The organism is Desulfatitalea alkaliphila (assembly GCF_022968795.1).
Classification (GTDB): domain Bacteria; phylum Desulfobacterota; class Desulfobacteria; order Desulfobacterales; family Desulfosarcinaceae; genus Desulfatitalea; species Desulfatitalea alkaliphila.
In genome coordinates, this window is record NZ_JALJRB010000045.1 from 1 (window position 1) to 14,055 (window position 14,055).

Genomic DNA, 14,055 nt, shown 5'->3' on the forward strand with positions numbered 1-14,055 from the left:
CGGCTCCCCCGGACCCACTCGCCTCTGTGCGGGAACAGGCCGATTTCACATTTTCGGTGGGAAAAATATCCTTGTAGTCGGAATATTCAACGGCTGGCGGGGATTCTGTTGCATCGATATCGCTATCGGGATCGAAATCGTCTTTGCATGCGTTCGCGGGCCACGGTGTTATTTCATTGGATAGCGTACTTAGGGGCACGGCATGCCGTGCCCTTGCGTGCCCCTGAGGTGTGTGGTGTGCCCGTGCCCGGTTGATCGGGGCTACCCGGGCACGGCATGCCGTGCCCCTACAGTACATGTTTTCGTTTCCGGATGGTCACAATTGCACCGGGTGATTGTTCAATCGGTCGGGGTGTTTTTTTTCAGGAAACGGCCGTACAGTTGTTGGGCGCAGTCGGGGCACATGCTGTGGCTGAATTTGGCCGTGGTCCGCTGCTGGATATAGGTTTCGATGCTCTCCCAGTAACCTTTGTCATCGCGGATCTTGTGGCATTGGGCGCAAATGGGCAGAAAGCCCTGGAGGGTCTTGACTTCGGCCAGAGCGGTTTGCAGTTCCGCAATCAGTTTTTCTTTCTGAGCGTCGATGCGCTCATTCTCTTTCAGGGCCGTGAATTCCCGCCGCTTGCTGCCGTTGATCGACTTCATAATGGTGATGCCCAGGAAATTGAGCGGTATCAGGAAAAAGAAGGAGGCCATCAGCTCGGTGGCGATCATGTCCAGAAAAACAAAGGCCCAGAGGATGGAGCCGATGCCCAGGAAGACGTTGGCGAACACGGTGCAGGCGAAGCGATTGTTTAGAAACTGGTAGAAGACCAGGGTGCAGAGAATGGTGTTCACGCCGAGATAGGCGGTGGGCATCTGACGCAGCAGGGCCAGCAGCCAAATGGTGACAGCGATGCCCATTTGGGTGGCCAGTAGCACCCATGGGTAGCGCTTGAAATAGTCGGTGTGGCGGCCGATGTGCCGGGCGGCCAGGACGATGCCCGCGGTGGTCAGGAGACGGACGGCCAAGAGATAGTAGAGCACCGGCTGCCGGCCCAGGGCCATGAGGTCCACGGGGACAAACACGATCACCAGGAAGGCCAGCACCAGCAGAGTGCGGCGGGTAAGGGCCCGGATATCGGTCCAGGCGAATCGCCGGAAGGCGGTCTCCATCTCCGCTGATTGGAACTCACCGGAGAACCGCAATTGGGGACGCAACTGCGGCAGGGTCATGTCGGCTCCCTGGTCGCTGTCGGGACGGCGGCCGGCTTGCGGAAGTAGAGCACCACGCTCTTGCCGCAGAGGGGATTGAGCCAGCGATCCAGGGTGCGGGTCAGGCGGGGCTTTTGCATGATGTCCCAGGTCAAGAAGCGGTGGTAGAGCCGCACCGGCGCAAGGGTGTCGCGCTCCAGCCCCAGCAGGCACTTGAGCCACCAGAAAGGGGTGTGCAGGCCGTGGGCGAAGTGGGTGCGCCAATGGCGCACGCCGTGGGCTTCCACTTGACGCACGAGGCAATGCGCATCGTAGATGCGCACATGGCCGCCGGGCATGCGGCGATAGGCCGGCGACAGCCGCCAGCAGATCCATTCGGGCCAACGGCGCGGCACGCTGACCACCAGGGGCGCGCCCGGTTGGAGCACCCGCACGATTTCCGCCATGGCGCGCCGGTGGTCGGGGATGTGCTCCAACACTTCGGAGCAGATGACCAGGTCGAAGGCGCCGTCGGCAAAGGGCAAGCGGGTGATGTCGGCGGCGCTCAGGGCCCAGCAGCCGTTGCCGTGGGCACCGCACTGGTCGTGGAAACAAAGCCGGCCCCGGGCCTGGCGCAGATCGCCCAGGTCGGGGTCGGCGCCCACCACGATGGCCTGATCCAGCGCGTAGGCGGCGGCCACGTGGCGTCCGGAGCCGCAGCCGATATCCAGGATGCGGCTACCGGCGGGCAGGTTCAGGCAGTGCAAGTCGACGGTAATCATCGATGGTCCTGCGGTATACGGCCACCGTTTTGCGGGCGGCGGCGGTCCAGGTGAAATGGGCCATGACCCTCTCGTAGCCGGCCCGTCCCAACGCTTGTGCCCGTTGGGGGTTGTCGCAGATCAGGGCGATGGCCTCGGCCAGGGCCCGGGGATCGCCGGGCGGCACCAGCAGACCGGCGTTGCCCACCACCTCCGGCAGGGCACCGCCGGTGGTGCTGATCACCGGAACGCCGCAGGCCATGGCCTCGCCGGCCGGAAGGCCGAACCCTTCGTAAAGGGAGGGCACCACCGCGGCCCAGGCCCTGGCGTATTGGTGCACGAAGGCTTCCTGGCGGATGCGCCCGGTGAATTGTACCCGTTGTCCCAATCCCAAATCCCGGATCAATCCGTGGATGGGGCTCTTCTTTTTCGGCATGCCCACCACCACCAGGCGCAACTGCGGCCGGCGGGGCGCCAGCAGCGCTAAGGCGTGGAGAAGGATGTGAAGCCCCTTCAGGGCGATGTCGGCGCTGTTGGTCACGATCAGGCGCCCCGGTTCCCGTTCAACGCCCGGCAGCGGGTGAAACAGCCGGGTGTCGATGCCGTTGGGCACCACGCTGAAGCGTTGGGCGGGAATGCCGAATTCGCGGCTGATATCTTTGCGCGCATGGTCCGATACGGTGATGATGCGTCGGAACACCGGTGCGACCCGTTTCTGCATGCCGATGAAGCTGTACCAGCGCAGGTGCTTGAATTTTTTCCACAGCACCCTCTCGGCGCGCACGGCCAGATCCCGATCCACCGTAATGGGGTGGTGGATGGTGGCCACGGTGGGCATGCGCCGTGCCAGGGCCCAGATGCCGTAGGAGAGGCACTGGTTGTCGTGCAGGATGTCGTAGCCGTTGCCGTTTCTGAGACGTTGGAAGGCCCGCAGACCGAAGGTCAACGGTTCGCTGAAGCCCATGGTGGAGATGCCGATCCACTCAACAATGTTGATGGGGTTGCACAATTCGCGTATGGAAGGGGTGCGGAACAAGGCCTCCGGGTTGTAGAGATCGAGGCTTGGCAAACGGTGCAGCCGGGCGCCGTTGTCCAGTTCGGGATAAGGCTGGCCGGCGATCACATCCACCCGGTGGCCCAATTCGCAGAGGGCCCGGCTCAGATGGCGGATATAGACCCCTTGGCCGCCGCAATGCGGGTTGCCCCGGTAACTGAGCAGGCCGATGCGCAAGGGGCGGTCGCTATCCCGGGCTTCGATGGGTGTTGGCAACGAATCGGACAAGGCGCTCACCATGAAAGAGTTACTGCCGTCAGCGTTCAACAGGGAGAGATTGTCGCGCCCCTGAATGGTGTTCTGGGTTTTTACAACCACCCGCCATAAATACAAACTGTATCAGATAGCCGGATGGGGTGGGGGCGTCAAGGGTTTTCCGGTGCGGGGTTGGAATGGGGGCGCAACGTGGGAGGTGGGGGATGGTATTGCCGGACAAGGTCGTGATTACCGAGGTGGGACCGCGGGACGGGTTGCAGATGGAGCGGCGCATGGTGCCCACCGCCACCAAAGTCGCGCTGATCGCCGATTTGGTGGGGGCCGGAGTGCCGGCGGTTCAGGTGGGCGCCTTCGTGCACCCGGACAAAATGCCCCAGATGGCGGATGTCGAAGCAGTCATCGCGGCGCTGCCCGATGTGGACCGGGTGGCCTACAGCGCCCTGGCCCTCAATCGACACGGCGTGGCGCGGGCCTGTCGCACGGCGATTCCCTGGGTCGAGGTCTCCTTTTCGGTCAGCGATGCCCACAGCCGCCGCAACACCGGGATGTCGGCGGCGGCGGCCTTTGCTGAAGCCGCGGCCATGGTGTCGCAGGTCATTGCCGCCGGGCGTCGCGTGAGGGGCAGCATCCAGTGTGCCTTCGGCCATGGTGCGGGCGATCCGCCGCCCGTGGCGCAGGTGTGCCGGGCGGCGCTTGCGCTGGCCGAAGGCGGCGTCGATCTGTTGGTATTGGCCGACACCGCCGGACTGGCCACGCCGGTCAGCGTGCGCCGTTTGCTGGAAGCAATTTCGTCCCGGGTCGGCGATCTGCCCGTGGGACTGCACCTGCACGACACCCATGGCCTGGGATTGGTCAACGTGATGGTTGCCCTGGAGATGGGCATCGCCCATTTCGACGCCGCCCTGGGCGGCCTGGGCGGCTGCCCTTTCGTGGCGGATGCGGCGGGCAACATCGCCACAGAGGACACCCTTCACCTGATGCACAGCCTGGGCGTGGCCACCGGCATCGATGCCGCCCGCGTGGCAATTTGGAGCCGTCGCCTGAGTGCCTTGTTCGACCATCCGCTGCCCGGCAGGCGGTATCGCCTGATTTGAGGGTTCGGGGCGCGCAAAAAAAAGTTCCCTGCACGGCATTAAGTTTCCCGCCCGATGACCGATAAAGACACACAGAACGTGTTGCGGCTGTGGTTTGGCCGCCGGGCAACATGCCTCACAGGATGCCGAATGCAAAACGACGCCAAAGAGACCATTTTGTTCGTGGACGATGAGCAGAGCATCATCGACATCGCCCACACCTATTTCACCGCCAAGGGGTACAATGTGCTGACGGCCGAAAACGGCCGGCAGGCCCTCGACGTGATGGGGTCCCATCGGATCGACTGTTGCTTCACCGACATCAATATGCCCGAAATGGACGGTTTGGCGCTGGCGGAGCATATCCGGCGGCAGGACAGCACCATCCCGGTGATCGTCATGACCGGCTATCCCTCCCTGGACAACACCATCCAGACTTTGAAAAACGGTGTGGTCGATTTTCTGGTCAAGCCGGTCAACCTGCACCAGATGGAGCTGTGCGTGCAGCGCGTGATGCGCGAACGGCGTCTGTTCATCGAAAACCTGATGCTCAGCAAGGAGCTGGAGGGCAAAGCCAAAATCGAGCAGCTCAACACGGAGCTGTTGTACAAGGTCGAGGAGTTGAACATCCTCAACCGTATCCTGAACGACTTCAGCTCGTTGCGCGAAAGCAGCGATGTGTTTCAACAGCTGGTGGACATGGCGGTGGAAATTGTCTCGGCCGATGCCGCCTGTTTCTACCTGGTCAACGACAGCGCCGTCAAGCCGATGCCCATCGCCCTGGCCGGCGATAAGTGGGTGGCCGGCGACGGGCGCCAAGCCGTCTCACGGCAGCATGGCAGCGCCGCCTCGGTGCTGCACTCCCCCGATGATCCCAAGCTCTACACCTTGGTGCGGGAGGTGCTCAACGATGACCGGCCGCTGATGGTGGCCAACAATAACGGCGGATCCCAGCGGCTGCCGCGCCGTTTTCGTTCCTGCATGCTGGTGCCCTTGAAGATCCGTGCCCGGGTGTTGGGGGTTTTGATGGCGGCCGTGTGCGACGATGGGCGCCGGTACAATGAGAAGGATCTCTACTACCTGGATTTCATGGCCAAAAAGGCCTCCACCAGCATCGAAAACCTTGCACTCTACGAAAACATTTACAACAATTTGCTCTCCACCCTCTATGCCTTTGTCAAAGCCATCGAGGCGCGCGATCCTTACACCCAGCAGCACTCCAGTCGTGTGACCCACCTGGCCGTCACGCTGGCCAAGGAACTTGGCTGCAGTGAAGAGGAGCAACAGATCCTCAATGTGGCCGGCCTGCTGCACGATATCGGCAAAATCGGCATCCGGGACGACATTCTGCTCAAGCCGGGCCGCCTGAGCGACGAAGAGTTCGACGTGATCCGCCAGCATCCGGTGATCGGGTTCGAGATCATGGGCCATCTCGGACTGTGGACGCGGGAAAAGCAGATCGTGCGGGCGCACCACGAACGTTTCGACGGCAAAGGCTACCCCGATGGCTTGCAGGGCCGTCAGATTCCCTTGCTGGCCCGCATCCTCAGCGTGGCCGATGTGTACGATGCCATCGCCTCGGACCGTGCCTACCGGGCCCGCATGCCCGAATCCCAAATATTGGATATCATGTACGGCGGCGCCGGCACCCAATTCGATCCCGCCATCATCGACGTGTTCCGCAATCTCTACGAATCGGGCGCACTGGAAACGGCCATCGCGGCCAATGCTTGACGGTAACCGTTGAAGGTCTGGTTAATCTCGGATGGCGCGGTGTTAATCGGGTAGTACAAAAATTAGAGTTTAAAGTTTGATGGTCTCGTAAAAAGTCGGAATTTTCAATTTTCGACGCTGTAAGTACCTAAATTTATACGATGGCAATTTGCAAAAACACCGTTTTTGGGACTTTTTACGAGGCCATCAAGTTTTAAGTTTTAAGTTGAAGGAATTCTGTCGGCTAGAGATGGTTGGGGTTGGTGGAGAGCGGTGTGAGGGCGAGAGAGTGTGTTTGTCCGGTGAGCCGATCGGGTTGGGTGGGTTGGTTGAATGAAAAGGCGTTGCCCTTGTGGGTGGTATTGGTTATCGTGGGCGTATTGGATGGATGCACCAACCCTAATGTGACAAGGAGATTTGCCGCATGTCTTCGTACAATCCGTTGGATGTTTTGAAGGAGGCCATTTTGCTTGAACGGCGCGGGCGCGCTTTTTACGAGCAGGTGGCACTCCAAGCCCATAATCCCGCCGTGCGCGGCTTTTTTCAGAATATGGCCGACGAAGAACACCGCCATATGCAGATTTTGGAAGGTCATTTCAAGGCCTACTCGCGGGACCAGGCCTTTGCCGGTTTCGATGCCGACAGTGCCGAAAAGGCGCCGGCGGCCGATGCGGTGTTGACCGACACCCTCAAGGCCGAAATCGCCGCCGCCGGGTTCGAGGCGGCCGCCATCTCCGCCGCCATGCTCTTGGAAGAGCAGGCGGTCAATCTCTATGCCGACCGTTCCATGCAGGCCAAGGATCCCAATGAGAAGGCCCTCTATCGTTGGCTGACCGATTGGGAGCACGGCCATTTGACCTATCTGGCCGCCCTGGACCGTGAAATCAAAAAGCAGATATGGCATGACCGCCAGTTCTGGCCCTTCTGATCGTTCTGCGGCCGGATCTTCGCCGGCCGCGGCCTATCCCGCCGGCCCCCGGCCGGCGGTGGGCGCGGTGGTGTTGCATGCCGGCCGGGTGCTGCTGGTGCGCCGCGGCCGGCCGCCGGGCCAGGGGCTCTGGTCCATTCCCGGTGGCTCCGTGCACTTGGGAGAGACCTTGCAGCAGGCCGCCGAGCGGGAGGTGATGGAGGAGACCGGCGTGGCGATCCGGGCCCGGCAGCCGGTCCATACCTTTGATCTGGTGGAGCGGGATGCGGCGGGCCGGGTGCGGTTTCACTATGTGATTGTCGATTTGGCCGCCGATTATCTGTCCGGCGAGCCGTGTGCCGGGGACGATGCCGCCGCCGTTTGCTGGGCGACGGCCGAGGATCTGGCGGGTCCGGACATCCACCCGGCCACCCGTGAATTGCTGCGGCGTTTTCTTCCTGCAACCCCCTCCAAGGTGACCCCATGACGACCAAAGCGGATGTGATCCGTCAAGCCCATGCGTGCGGTTTCGCGGATATCGGATTCACCACCGTGGCCCCTTTCGACGCCCACCGACAGCAGTTGAACGAGCGGCAGGCGGACTACGGCTGGGTGGCCCGGATGGGCCTGAACCTAATGCGAGGCAGCGATCCACTGGCCGTCATGCCCGAGGCGCGCACCTTGATCGTGCTGATCGAGCCCTACCTGCGCCACCGCTTCCCCCGCCGCCTGGAGGCCCACTTCGGCCGTTGCTACCTGGACGATGACCGCATCACCAAAAAAGGCCTGGCAGTGCGCTTCAAGGCCTTTCGCGGTTGGCTGCGGGACCGGGGGATCGCCTCCAAAAGCGGCATGCACATGCCCCATCGCGCGGCGGCCGCCCGGGCCGGGCTGGGCTCACTGGGCAAAAACTGCCTTTTCTATTCCCGCAAGGCGGTGCGCCAGGGTTCCTGGATCCTGCCCCTGACCTTGCTGGTGGACCAATCCTTCGCGCCGGATGCGCCCTCCTTTCAGATGGGGTGTCCCGATTGGTGCCGCAATGCCTGTGTGGCCGCTTGTCCCACCCGTGCCCTGAAGGGCGACGGCACCTTGGATCCGCGCAGATGCATCTCCTACCTCAGCTATTACGGCGAGGGGTTGACCCCCCGCGCGTTGCGCGAACCCATGGGCCTTTATGTCTATGGTTGCGACCGCTGCCAGGACGTTTGCCCCCGCAATGCCCCCTGGCTGGCCCTGGACCTGCCGGTGCACCCCGAGGCGGCGGTCCTGGAGGCCGATTTCACCCTGGAGCAGCTGCTGCACATGGACCAAGAGTACTTCAAATCACGCATCTGGCCCCGCATGTTCTACATGCCCGCCGAGCAGATCTGGCGCTGGCGGATGAACGCCGCCCGGGCCATGGGCAACACCCGCGACGACCGCTATGTGGACGATCTGGCGCGGGCGGCGGAAGATACCGCCGTTGATGAGCGGGTGCGGGCCATGGCGGTCTGGGCCCTGGGGCGCATCGGGGGAGCGAGGGCCGACGCCGTGTTGGCAAGGTTGCGGCCCGCGGCCGCGGGATTGGTTTTGGAGGAGTTCGCGCAGAGCGACAAGGGCAGGGGGTGATTGGGAGTAACCGGCATGATAAAAACACCAATAAGGGACGAAAGACAGGGGGATCCATGCAACTGAAAAATGGTGCCGAATATATGGAAAGTTTGCGCCGGCTTCATCCCCGGATCTACTACAAGGGGGAGCCGGTGAGCGATGTGACGCGTCATCCGGCCACGGCGCCCCATGTGCGGGCGGCGGCCATGACCTACGCCCTGGCGGCCAAACCGCAGTATCGCGATCTGGCCACGGCCGTCTCCCACTTGACCGGCCGCACCATCAGCCGCTTCACCCATGTGCACCAGAGCATCGAGGACCTGATCAAGAAGATCAAGCTGCTGCGGGTGCTGGGCCGCAAGACGGGCACCTGCTTTCAGCGCTGCGTGGGGTTCGACGGCATCAACGCGGTCTATTCGGTGGCCTATGAGGTGGACCAGGCCCATGGCACCGATTACCTGGAGCGGTTCAAACAGTGGCTGATCGCCATCCAGGATGAGAACAAGATGGTGGTGGGGGCCATGACCGACTCCAAGGGGGATCGCGCCAAGGGGCCGGCCCAGCAGGCCGATCCCGATCAGTACGTGCGGGTGGTGCAACGGCGGCCCGACGGCGTAGTGATCCGGGGCGCCAAGCTGCACATGACCGGCGCGGTCAACTCCCATGAAGTGCTGGTGATGCCCACCACGGCCCTGGACGAGAGCGCCGGCGATTACGCCATCGTCTGCGCCGTGCCCATCGATGCGCCGGGCATCACCCTGATTTTCGGGCGCCAGGCCGGCGATGACCGGCGGGATCAACTGGAGCGCATCGATGTGGGCAAGCCGCGTTTCGGCGCCGTGGGCGGGGAGGCGGTGATCGCCTTCGAGGATGTGTTCGTGCCCAACGAGCGGATCTTTCTCAACGGCGAGACGGCGTTCACCGGCAGCCTGGTCTACCGTTTCGCGGCCCACCACCGGGCCAACTACGGGGCGTGCAAGACCGGTTTGATGGATGTGCTCACCGGCGCGGTCACCTATCTGGCCCAGATCCAGGGCACGGCCAAGGGCTCCCATGTGCGGGACAAGGTGACCGAGATGATTCACTTGAGCGAAACCCTCTACAGCTCCTCCATCGCCTGCTCGGCCGAAGGCGCGCCGACCCCCTCGGGGGCCTATCTGGTGGACACCATGCTGGCCAACGTGTGCAAGCAGAACGTCACCCGCTTTCACTTCGAGGTGGCCCGGCTGGCGGTGGACATCGCCGGCGGTTTCATCGCCACCTTGCCCAGTGAATACGATCTGGAGAGCGAAGCGGTGGGCCACATCGTGGAGAAATACTTCAGCGGCGTCAGCGGCATCCCGGTGCGCGAGCGCATCAAGATCGGCCGCCTGATCGAGGCCATGACCGGCGGCACGGCCATGGTGGAGTCCATGCACGGCGCCGGTTCGCCCCAAGCCCAGCGGATCATGATCTTCCGCGAGGGCCGCTTGGCGGAGAAGGTCAAACTGGCCAAGGCCCTGGCGGGCATTCCCCAGCGCCGCCAAGGGAAGCAGAAAAGCGATTAGCGGTGCGCCCGGCATTCCGGGCGCATCCTGCAACCGGTCTCTTTTTGCTACCCGATGTAGTACTTGCGCGGGTCGAACAAGCGCAGCAATTTCAAGTCGTCCGCCCCCGGCAGCGCCAGGCGCCGCAGGTTGGGCGCCGTGGCCAGGGGCCAGCCCACATTGGCCTTGATCCGTTCCATGCACTGGGCTTCGCTCTCCTGGTCATGGGCGGGCAGGTAGGCGGTCAGGGTGAAGGTGGGGGCGCCGTCCAGTTTTTCGAAGAGACCGACGTCGGTGATCAGGGTGCGCACCCGGGTGCCGGCGTAGGTGATGTAGGGCACCTTTTCCACCAACCGCTTGGGCCCGGCGTTCATCACCACGATGGCTTCCTGGTTGGTGTTGGCGATGTCGTTGGAACCGCCTGAGCCCACCAGCAGCAGCTTGTCGCTGATCTTGGTGGAGTTGGCGTTGCCGGCCATGTCGATCTGGCCCGCGCCGAGCACCCCCAGGCAGCGGTTCTGGGCACCGCCCACGTTGACCCCCAGCACGGTCTCGATGTTGGAGAGCATTTTACAGGTGTGCATGTTGTGCAGGCTGAACACGGCCGGGTCCGAGGTGCGCGGCATGTAGCCGAACATCCCCACCTCGGCCATGACCTCCACCGCGTGCCCTTGGGCCCGCAGGTCGTAAAGGGCCAGCCAGGCCGCCAGGTTGGACAGGCCGATGCCGGCCAGCAGGGTGCTGTAGCCGCTGCGCACGCAGCGCTCGGCGATGACCCGCGAGGCGGCCAGCACCATGCGTTCCACCGGGTTGGGCGGCGCATTGAAATCGACTCCAGCCCCTTCCTTGAGGGTTTCGGCCTGCCAGGCGTCGGGGGCCGCCTTGCCCTTGAGGTAGACCAGGCGGTCGCCACCCACCTTGTCCAGGTAGGCGGCATGGTCCGGCACGTCCAGGATCCACTCCTCAACCCAGCGCATGAAGGCGGCTTCATCCTTGGTGGTCTCGTTGACTTCGGTCATGAAGTCGTAGTCGGAGAAGTAGGCGTCGAAGCCGGGCAGGCCCAATTGGGTGATGCCGATGGGGTGGCTGCCGAAGGGCGCTTCGCACACCGCCAGCACGGAGTAGGCCGGGATGCGCACCATGTGGGCGTGTTGGCGGATGTATTCGGTGGAGACGATCTTCTCCACGCTGACGATCACCCCCTTGGCGGAGCCCCAGGCGCCGTAGGCGTCGCCGGCCAGGGGGTAGGTGATGATGGTATTGCCGCTGCGGTCGGCCACGGCGGCGTGCACCAGGGTGATGTCCGGCGTCAGGGCGCGCAGCATACCGATTTCGCCTTGGCCGCCGAAGGGGTTGGGCATGGTTTTGAAATCGGCCTGGTTGTCTTGGGCCATGGTGCTGCCGATCAGGGAGTGGGTGGGCATGAAATCCCAGCCCATGGCCCCGGCCAGTAGCCGCTGGGGGATGGTCCGCATGGTCCATTGTTCGATGTCCACCTCCCCGGCGGCATAGGCGTTCTGTACCACCGGGCAGGGGCGGGGGCTGGGGTAGTTGATGCCGGCGAAGCTGGTGAGGATCTTGCGCGCCAGGCGCTGTTTGACCAGGGCCACCAGGTGCAGGTTCAACGAGGGGGTGATGATGGTGAATTCGGGCCGCTTGTCCCAGAAGGCGCGCACCAGCTCGTAGACCAGGGCGCCGACCCCGGCCGTCATGTTGATCACCATCTTTTCACGGATGTGGCGGCGGACGGCTTCTTGCAGCGTACAGCGTTTGTCTTCGCCCTCTTCCACGGGCAGGGTCAGTTTGTCGGCGATCAGTCGGCGCACCGCTGGATCCATCATCCACTTCACCTCATTAGGGTTAAAGGTATTGGCGAGACAAGGTTTCGGCGATACAGGCCGGCTTTTCGCTGCCTTGCACTTCGATTTGAATTTTCCAGTTGAACTGCAGACCGCCGGTCACTTCGTCGATGCCCAGCAGGGTGATGCGCGGCCGCACCTGCTTGCCCGCCGGCACCGGCGCGGCGAAACGCACGCGGTTGAGGCCGTAATTGACCGTCATTTTGGCCGGCGGCAGTTGCAGGTTGTCGGCCATCAGGCGCGGGATCAGGGAGAGGGTCAGGAAGCCGTGGGCAATGGTGGTGCCGTAGGGCGACTCCTTGGCGGCCCGTTCCTTGTCCAGGTGGATCCACTGGTAATCGCCGGTGGCCTCGGCAAAGAGGTTGATCTGCTCCTGGGTCACGGGCATCCAATCCCCCACGGCCACTTCCTGGCCGATTTTCTGACGCAGTTCATCGATGGTTTCAAATTGGACCTTGGGCATGGTGCTGCCTTTCTGCTCGTGTCGAGCGGTTGCAAGAGGGGTTTGTACGGTTATCTGAGATCGATCAGTTGTTTGCCGAAGTTCTTGCCGGCCAGCAGGCCGATGAAGGCCGCCGGCGCGTTTTCGATGCCTTGGACGATGCTTTCGCGGTACTTGATCTTGCCGTCGCGCACCCACTGGGCCAGATCCTTCAGGGCCGCGGGCCAGCGGTCCAGATGGTCGGAGACGATGAATCCCCGCACTGTGAGGCGGTTGATCAGCAGGCTGCCGAAGTTGCGGACCCGGTAGGGCTCCGTGGCGTTGTACTGGGAGATCAGACCGCAGAGGGGAATGCGGCCGAAGGGGTTCATGCGCGCCAGCACCGTGTCCAGGATGGGGCCGCCCACATTTTCGAAGTAGATGTCGATGCCGTCCGGGGTGGCCGCGGCCAGGTCTTCCCGCAAGCGGCCGGCTTTGTAATCCACGCAGGCGTCCAGCCCCAGTTCCCCGGTGACGTAGCGGCATTTGTCCGGGCCGCCGGCAATGCCCACGGCACGGCATCCGTGGATCTTGGCCACCTGGCCCACCACGCTGCCGACGGCGCCGGAAGCGGCGGCCACCACCACGGTCTCGCCGGCCTTGGGGCGGCCGAAATCCATCAATCCAATATAGGCGGTCACCCCCGGCATGCCCACCGCGCCAAGGTAGACCGACAACGGCAGGTCCTGCTCCGTGATGCGGGTCACCCCCGTACCGTCGCTGACAGCGAACCGTTGCCAACCGAAAAAGCCCAGCACCCGTTCTCCCGGCTGAAAGTCGGCGTGCTTGGAGGCCGCCACTTCGCCCACCGTGCCGCCCACCATGACATCGCCCACCGCCACCGGCTGCGCGTAGGACGGGCCGTCGCTCATGCGGCCGCGCATGTAGGGATCCAGGGACAGATAATGATTGCGTACCAGGAATTGGCCCGGCTGCAACTCGGGCAGGGGGCTGCTCACCACTTCGAAGTTCTCTTTCGTCACGTCGCCCTCGGGGCGCCGCGCCAGAAGCACTTGTATATTATCCTCTTTCATGGCCGCTACCTTTCGTTGAAGGTGTGCTGCGGAATAGCGCCATGGCACCAAGGGGTGCGACGACGCCTGCTCGGGTCGATCTTTGGTGTTCGACGATAAAGAACCGAACTGTAAATATAACGAACCGTGAAACAGGCGCAAACTCGAAAAAAAGTATGTCAGAAGGCCGTGGGACTGTCAATGCGCAAACCAGGCGTCACTTGCATCAGTGCAGACAAAACAAGCGCCATCCATCAGGGCGGCGCTTGTTTCCGGTTCAGGGGTAAACCGAATCGTAGGGGCACGGCACGCCGTGCCCAAGAAGACCCGATTTACACTTCTTCAGCTGAATTTACAGGACCGGTCGCATTCACGAAAATGGTCCAGGCAATCATGATGGCCCGACTCCACACAGGAGATGAAATCCTTATCGCAATCGCTCACACAGCGTTTGACATCCGAAGATTGGCTTTGATGTTCCATGGTCGGCTCCTCCCTTATTCTGCGGCCCGAACCGCGAATGGCTGATGTCGTCGTAAAGTCCCTTTGCCCTCGTTGCGCTGAAAACACCATAATCCCGATTGCGAAAGATGCAACATCCGACAGTTGTTTGTGCATGGTGGAAATGCTGCGCAATTTCGTTTGGTGCGTTGATCAACCGCCGGCGGGTGGGCCGGGGGGCCGGGTGA

Annotated in this window: 13 protein-coding genes; 6 read left to right on the forward strand and 7 right to left on the reverse strand. The window is 62.8% G+C overall.

Features of this window, described 5'->3' with window-relative positions:
* Nucleotides 1-339: 339 nt before the first annotated feature.
* Genes MRX98_RS21175 through MRX98_RS21185 form a run of 3 tightly spaced genes read right to left on the reverse strand, consistent with a single transcriptional unit; the run spans nt 340 to nt 3,306 of the window.
* Entirely contained in the window at nt 340-1,215 is an 876-nt protein-coding gene (locus tag MRX98_RS21175) for a hypothetical protein (RefSeq protein WP_246914940.1), read from the reverse strand.
* Nucleotides 1,212-1,955 carry a class I SAM-dependent methyltransferase gene (locus MRX98_RS21180; RefSeq protein WP_246914943.1) on the reverse strand — a complete coding sequence of 248 codons (744 nt, stop codon included), beginning with the start codon at nt 1,953-1,955 and terminating at the stop codon, nt 1,212-1,214. The genes MRX98_RS21175 and MRX98_RS21180 overlap by 4 nt, the downstream gene beginning before the upstream one ends.
* Nucleotides 1,912-3,306 (reverse strand): glycosyltransferase family 4 protein, encoded by a 1,395-nt coding sequence (locus MRX98_RS21185; protein ID WP_246914946.1) that lies wholly within the window; start codon nt 3,304-3,306, stop codon nt 1,912-1,914. The genes MRX98_RS21180 and MRX98_RS21185 overlap by 44 nt, the downstream gene beginning before the upstream one ends.
* A gap of 101 nt (nt 3,307-3,407) precedes the next feature.
* Here MRX98_RS21185 and MRX98_RS21190 point away from each other — a divergent pair, with 101 nt between their 5' ends.
* The 6 genes from MRX98_RS21190 to MRX98_RS21215 all read left to right on the forward strand — a co-directional run bounded on the left by MRX98_RS21190 (nt 3,408) and on the right by MRX98_RS21215 (nt 10,034).
* Nucleotides 3,408-4,298: a hydroxymethylglutaryl-CoA lyase gene (locus tag MRX98_RS21190; RefSeq protein ID WP_246914949.1), complete on the forward strand. Its 891-nt coding sequence runs from the start codon at nt 3,408-3,410 to the stop codon at nt 4,296-4,298.
* Between the two features lie 129 nt (nt 4,299-4,427).
* Nucleotides 4,428-6,011 carry an HD domain-containing phosphohydrolase gene (locus tag MRX98_RS21195; RefSeq protein WP_246914952.1) on the forward strand — a complete coding sequence of 528 codons (1,584 nt, stop codon included), beginning with the start codon at nt 4,428-4,430 and terminating at the stop codon, nt 6,009-6,011.
* Nucleotides 6,012-6,414: 403 nt separating this feature from the next.
* The gene (locus MRX98_RS21200; RefSeq protein ID WP_246914955.1) at nt 6,415-6,918 is read left to right on the forward strand and encodes a ferritin-like domain-containing protein; all 504 of its coding nucleotides are present in this window, start codon (nt 6,415-6,417) and stop codon (nt 6,916-6,918) included.
* Nucleotides 6,893-7,384 (forward strand): NUDIX hydrolase, encoded by a 492-nt coding sequence (locus MRX98_RS21205; RefSeq protein ID WP_246914958.1) that lies wholly within the window; start codon nt 6,893-6,895, stop codon nt 7,382-7,384. Before MRX98_RS21200 ends, MRX98_RS21205 begins: the two co-directional genes overlap by 26 nt.
* On the forward strand, nt 7,381-8,505 hold the full coding sequence (locus MRX98_RS21210; RefSeq protein ID WP_246914961.1) for an epoxyqueuosine reductase: 1,125 nt from the start codon (nt 7,381-7,383) through the stop codon (nt 8,503-8,505). The genes MRX98_RS21205 and MRX98_RS21210 overlap by 4 nt, the downstream gene beginning before the upstream one ends.
* 56 nt (nt 8,506-8,561) lie before the next feature.
* Nucleotides 8,562-10,034: a 4-hydroxyphenylacetate 3-hydroxylase family protein gene (locus MRX98_RS21215; protein ID WP_246914964.1), complete on the forward strand. Its 1,473-nt coding sequence runs from the start codon at nt 8,562-8,564 to the stop codon at nt 10,032-10,034.
* Between the two features lie 47 nt (nt 10,035-10,081).
* On the opposite strand, the gene MRX98_RS21220 is transcribed toward MRX98_RS21215, so the two are convergent.
* From MRX98_RS21220 to MRX98_RS21235, 4 genes are all read right to left on the reverse strand, one after another.
* On the reverse strand, nt 10,082-11,854 hold the full coding sequence (locus MRX98_RS21220) for a CoA-transferase (protein ID WP_246914967.1): 1,773 nt from the start codon (nt 11,852-11,854) through the stop codon (nt 10,082-10,084).
* A gap of 19 nt (nt 11,855-11,873) precedes the next feature.
* A complete protein-coding gene (locus MRX98_RS21225; RefSeq protein ID WP_246914970.1) occupies nt 11,874-12,335 on the reverse strand; it encodes a MaoC family dehydratase in 462 nt (153 codons plus the stop codon).
* Nucleotides 12,336-12,385: 50 nt separating this feature from the next.
* Nucleotides 12,386-13,387: an NADP-dependent oxidoreductase gene (locus MRX98_RS21230; RefSeq protein ID WP_246914973.1), complete on the reverse strand. Its 1,002-nt coding sequence runs from the start codon at nt 13,385-13,387 to the stop codon at nt 12,386-12,388.
* Nucleotides 13,388-13,708: 321 nt separating this feature from the next.
* Nucleotides 13,709-13,849: a hypothetical protein gene (locus MRX98_RS21235; protein ID WP_246914976.1), complete on the reverse strand. Its 141-nt coding sequence runs from the start codon at nt 13,847-13,849 to the stop codon at nt 13,709-13,711.
* Between the last annotated feature and the right edge of the window lie 206 nt (nt 13,850-14,055).

Excerpts from the sequence above, each read along its gene's own strand:
- MRX98_RS21175 (WP_246914940.1), bottom strand. The coding sequence starts at position 1,215 with ATGACCCTGCCGCAGTTGCGTCCCCAATTGCGGTTCTCCGGTGAGTTC.
- MRX98_RS21180 (WP_246914943.1), bottom strand. The coding sequence starts at position 1,955 with ATGATTACCGTCGACTTGCACTGCCTGAACCTGCCCGCCGGTAGCCGC.
- MRX98_RS21190 (WP_246914949.1), top strand. The coding sequence starts at position 3,408 with ATGGTATTGCCGGACAAGGTCGTGATTACCGAGGTGGGACCGCGGGAC.
- MRX98_RS21195 (WP_246914952.1), top strand. The coding sequence starts at position 4,428 with ATGCAAAACGACGCCAAAGAGACCATTTTGTTCGTGGACGATGAGCAG.
- MRX98_RS21200 (WP_246914955.1), top strand. The coding sequence starts at position 6,415 with ATGTCTTCGTACAATCCGTTGGATGTTTTGAAGGAGGCCATTTTGCTT.
- MRX98_RS21205 (WP_246914958.1), top strand. The coding sequence starts at position 6,893 with ATGACCGCCAGTTCTGGCCCTTCTGATCGTTCTGCGGCCGGATCTTCG.
- MRX98_RS21210 (WP_246914961.1), top strand. The coding sequence starts at position 7,381 with ATGACGACCAAAGCGGATGTGATCCGTCAAGCCCATGCGTGCGGTTTC.
- MRX98_RS21215 (WP_246914964.1), top strand. The coding sequence starts at position 8,562 with ATGCAACTGAAAAATGGTGCCGAATATATGGAAAGTTTGCGCCGGCTT.
- MRX98_RS21220 (WP_246914967.1), bottom strand. The coding sequence starts at position 11,854 with ATGATGGATCCAGCGGTGCGCCGACTGATCGCCGACAAACTGACCCTG.
- MRX98_RS21225 (WP_246914970.1), bottom strand. The coding sequence starts at position 12,335 with ATGCCCAAGGTCCAATTTGAAACCATCGATGAACTGCGTCAGAAAATC.
- MRX98_RS21230 (WP_246914973.1), bottom strand. The coding sequence starts at position 13,387 with ATGAAAGAGGATAATATACAAGTGCTTCTGGCGCGGCGCCCCGAGGGC.
- MRX98_RS21235 (WP_246914976.1), bottom strand. The coding sequence starts at position 13,849 with ATGGAACATCAAAGCCAATCTTCGGATGTCAAACGCTGTGTGAGCGAT.